The sequence below is a fragment of the Sphingomonas sp. genome (assembly GCF_031361285.1).
Taxonomy (GTDB): domain Bacteria; phylum Pseudomonadota; class Alphaproteobacteria; order Sphingomonadales; family Sphingomonadaceae; genus Sphingomicrobium.
The window spans coordinates 1-4,439 of record NZ_JANMCO010000121.1 but is presented as its reverse complement, the minus strand read 5'-3'; the positions used below and the strand labels follow the sequence as shown (position 1 = coordinate 4,439).

At 67.7% G+C, this 4,439-nt stretch carries 5 protein-coding genes; all 5 read left to right on the top strand.

Going from position 1 to position 4,439, the window contains the following annotated elements; translation table 11 throughout:
* Positions 1-526 (top strand): phosphoenolpyruvate carboxykinase (ATP) (locus tag RMO25_RS10460; protein WP_309662543.1); only part of this gene is annotated, 526 nt, incomplete at its 5' end.
* Positions 527-571: 45 nt separating this feature from the next.
* Positions 572-1,360 (top strand): CoA ester lyase, encoded by a 789-nt coding sequence (locus RMO25_RS10455; RefSeq protein ID WP_309662542.1) that lies wholly within the window; start codon positions 572-574, stop codon positions 1,358-1,360.
* A gap of 40 nt (positions 1,361-1,400) precedes the next feature.
* The gene (guaB, locus tag RMO25_RS10450) at positions 1,401-2,879 is read left to right on the top strand and encodes an IMP dehydrogenase (protein ID WP_309662541.1); all 1,479 of its coding nucleotides are present in this window, start codon (positions 1,401-1,403) and stop codon (positions 2,877-2,879) included.
* Positions 2,880-4,058 carry an RsmB/NOP family class I SAM-dependent RNA methyltransferase gene (locus tag RMO25_RS10445; RefSeq protein ID WP_309662540.1) on the top strand — a complete coding sequence of 393 codons (1,179 nt, stop codon included), beginning with the start codon at positions 2,880-2,882 and terminating at the stop codon, positions 4,056-4,058.
* Between the two features lie 26 nt (positions 4,059-4,084).
* Positions 4,085-4,439 (top strand): tetratricopeptide repeat protein (locus tag RMO25_RS10440; protein ID WP_309662539.1); only part of this gene is annotated, 355 nt, incomplete at its 3' end.

Sequence of the window (4,439 nt, the reverse complement as noted above, 5' to 3'; positions counted from 1 at the left end):
GCTAACTCCCGACCAGGCAATGTACCATTTCCTGTCCGGCTATACCGCCAAGGTCGCCGGCACCGAGATCGGCGTGACCGAGCCCGAGGCGACCTTTTCGACCTGCTTCGGCGCGCCGTTCATGCCGCGCCATCCGTCGGTTTACGGCAACCTCCTCAAGCAGCGCATCGCCGAGGGCAATGTCACCTGCTGGCTGGTCAATACCGGCTGGACCGGGGGTAAATATGGAGTCGGCAACCGCATGCCGATCAAGGCCACCCGCGCGCTCTTGAATGCCGCGCTCGACGGCAGCCTCAACCAGGCCGAATTCCGCAAGGATTCCAACTTTGGGTTTGAAGTGCCGGTCGGGGTACCCGGCGTCGACAGCGGCATCCTCGACCCGCGCTCGACCTGGGCCGACAGGTCCGACTATGACCGCACTGCAGCCAGGCTGGTCGACCTGTTCGTCGACAATTTCGCCGAGTTCGCGGACCATGTCGAAGAAGGCGTTCGCCAGGCCGGCCCCAAGGTCGTCGCCGCCGTCTGATGTGGCGGGCATGACGCTGCATCGTGACTCGTGGAGCGGACGACGATGACGCTGAACCTGTTCGACCGCTCGGCGCTGTTGTTCCTGCCCGCAAGCAACCCGCGGGCGATTGCCAAGGCGCGGGCCAGCGCCGCCGACCTCGTCATCCTCGACCTCGAGGACGCGGTGAGACCGGAGGACAAGATTGCCGCCCGCGCCGCGGCGGTCGAAGCGGTGGGATCGTCCTGGCCGATGCCGGTCGCGATCCGGGTCAACGGCACCGCCGCTCCGGAGCACGCCGACGACCTCGCCGCCGTCACCGCCTCGAACTGCGACCTCGTCATCATGCCCTCGATCCGCTCGGCCGCCGACATCTCCGCCCTGACGAAACCGGTCGCGGCGATGATCGAGACCGCCGCCGCCGTGCTCGATGCGTCGGCCATCACGCGGGTCTGCCAAGCGCTGATCGTCGGCACCAACGACCTCGCCGCCGACCTCCGCCTTCCCGCCGGAGCGGGCAGGGGATCGATCAGCTACGCCCTGCAGCATGTCGTGCTTTCGGCCCGCGCCGCCGGCATCGCTGCCTTCGACGGCGTCTTCAACCGGCTTGACGACCCCGAGGGCTTCGCCGCGGAAGCCGCCGAGAGTCGCGCGCTGGGTTTCGATGGCAAGACGCTGATCCACCCCGATCAGATCGCGCCGTGCCACGCCGCCTTCGCGCCTTCGGCCGAAGAACTCGATCGCGCCCGTCGCCTGGTCGCCGCCGCATCGGGCGGTGCCGACCGGTTCGAGGGGGCCATGGTCGAGGCGATGCACGTCGCTGCTGCCCGCCGCCTTATCGCCCGCTACGGCTGACAGTACTTGGCGAATCGGCCAATCGCTGCCAAAGGCGCGCATGGCCCAACTTACCGCTCTCCCCGATATTCCGCTTGGACTGACCTTCGACGACGTGCTGCTGCAGCCGCTCGCCTCGGACGTGCTGCCGTCCGCTGTCGACACCAGCACCTTCCTTACCCGATCGATCACGCTCAATATCCCGATCCTGTCGTCGGCGATGGACACGGTGACCGAGGTCGACATGGCGATCGCGCTGGCCCAGCTGGGCGGAATCGGCGTGCTTCACCGCAACATGGACGTTGAACAGCAGGCGGCGGCGGTGCGCGCGGTCAAGCGGTTTGAAAGCGGGATGGTCGTCAACCCGATCACCATGACCCCCGGCCAGTCGCTCGCCGATGCGCTCGACTTGATGAAGGCTAACCGCATCAGCGGCATCCCGATCGTCGAGAAAAACGGCAAGCTGGTCGGCATTCTTACCAACCGCGATGTCCGTTTCGCCGAAAACCCGCGTCAGCCGGTCAAAGAGCTGATGACCGCCGACAATCTCGCCACGGTCCGCGAGGGCGTCACCCAGGAGGAAGCGCGGCGGATCCTTCATCAACGGCGAATCGAGAAATTGCTGGTGGTCGATAACGACGGCCATTGCGTCGGCCTGATCACCGTCAAGGATATCGAAAAAGCCGTCGCCTCGCCGCTCGCCACCAAGGACGGCGAGGGCCGTCTGCGCGTCGCCGCAGCGACCACCGTCGGCGACAATGGCTTCGAACGCTCGCGGGCGCTGGTCGAGGCCGGCTGCGACTGCATCGTCATCGATACCGCCCACGGCCACAACCGCGACGTTGCCCGCGCGGTCGAGCGGCTGAAGGCATTGTCGAACAGCGTCCAGGTCGTCGCCGGCAACATCGCCACCGCCGACGCCGCCAAGGCGCTGGCCGACGCCGGGGCGGACGCGATCAAGGTCGGCATCGGCCCGGGCTCGATCTGCACCACTCGGATCGTCGCCGGGGTCGGGGTGCCTCAGCTGAGCGCGGTGATGGCCGCCGCCTCTGCCGCCGCAAAGGCCGGCATTCCGGTCATCGCCGACGGTGGTATTCGTACTTCCGGCGACCTCGCCAAGGCGTTGGCCGCGGGCGCCTCGACCGTCATGGTTGGCTCGCTCCTCGCCGGGACCGACGAGGCGCCGGGCGAAACCTTTCTCTACCAGGGCCGCGCCTACAAGGCGTATCGCGGCATGGGCAGCGTCGGGGCGATGGCGCGCGGCTCGGCCGACCGTTATTTCCAGCAGGACATCAAGGATCAGCTCAAGCTCGTCCCCGAAGGCATCGAGGGACAGGTCGCCTACAAGGGCCCGGTGCGCGATATCATCCATCAGCTGGTCGGCGGTGTGAAAGCGGCAATGGGCTACACCGGAAGCCCGACGATCGCCGACTTGCAAAAGCGCGCGAAGTTCGTCCGCATCACCAACGCGGGCTTGAGCGAAAGCCACGTCCACGACGTCACCATCACCCGCGAAGCCCCCAATTATCCGACGCGTTAGGTGATCCCATCCTCCCGCACCCAGGCCGCGATCGAAATTCTCGACCAGGTCATCGCTTCGGCCGAGGCCGATGGCCCGCCCGCCGACGCGCTCGTCCAGCGCTATTTCAAGACCCGCCGCTATGCTGGATCGAAGGACCGCCGCGCGGTGCGCGAGCTTGTGTTCCGCGGCATCCGCGCGGTCGGCGAGCGGCCCGCCAGTGGCAGATCGGCGATGCTCGCGCTGGTTGCTGTCGATGGGGAGCTGGCGGCAACGTTCGATGGCTCCGCGCACGGTCCTTCAGTAATCGGTGAGGGCGAGCAAGCCGCGGTGCTGGGCCTCCTTCCGCGCTGGATCGAAGCTGAGCTGTCACCTTTGATCACGCCTGACGAATGGGCGGCCTTGCTTGAGCGCGCCCCGCTCGATCTCCGCGTCAATTCGGCGCGCAGTTCGCGTGACGTCATGGCGGCACATTTCCCCGGCGCCGAGCCGACCCGCCTCAGTCCGTGGGGCCTGCGCCTTTCCGCCGACAGCCAAATCAGCACCGATCCGGCCTTCATCGACGGGCGGGTCGAGGTCCAGGACGAGGGCAGTCAGCTGATCGCTTTGGCCTGCGCCCCCGCCGACGGCATGACCATCGTCGACCTGTGCGCCGGGGCGGGCGGCAAGGCGCTGGCGCTGACCGCCGCCGCGCCCGGCGTGCGGATCGTCGCCACCGATACCAACCGCCAGCGCCTGTCGCAAATCGAGCCCCGTGCCGCTCGCGCCCGCGCGACGATCGAGACGCGCTTGCTCGACGGCGGACGGGAGGCCGAGCAACTCGCCGACCTCGCCGGGCTGGCCGATGTCGTGCTGGTCGATGCGCCGTGCAGCGGGTCGGGCACCTGGCGCCGCAACCCCGAAGGCCGCTGGCGCCTGACGTCAGAGCGGCTTCAGCGGGTCGTCGCGCTCCAGTCGGGCTTGCTGGACCTCGCCGTGCCGCTAGTTCGGCCCGGCGGCGCGCTCATCTATGCGACCTGCTCGATCGTCGCCGCAGAGGGTGCGGCCCAGGCGAAAAACTTCTTAGGCCGCCATTCATCTTGGGCCGGGCAGGATGTCGGTTTCGATGGTGGACGAGACGACGGCGCGGGTAGATTGCTCTCGCCGGCGCACGATGCCACCGACGGCTTTTTCGTCGCGCGCTTCACCGGCCCATGCTAGGGAAGCGCGACTGGTTGGAGATTTTCATGCGTTTTTCGCCGCTTGCACTCACATTTGGACTGACCGCGTCGGCTATGTCGGTCGCGGTAAGCGGCCAGAGACCGGACGACCAAATCGCCCCCCGCTCGGTCGCGCTGGTGCAACAGGCCCAGGCCGCGCTGACCGCCGGCAATCTCGATACCGCCGATGACCTGCTCGAAACCGCACTTGCGGTCGATCCGCGCAACCGTGCGGCATTCATCGCGCTGGGCCGGGTCGCGATCCGCGAAAACCTGTTCGGCAAGGCGATCCGCCTGACCAACAAAGCGCTGGCGCTCGAACCGACCGATCGCGATGCGGTCGCGGTGCAGGGCCAGGCGATGGTCGAGCTCGGCGCGCTCC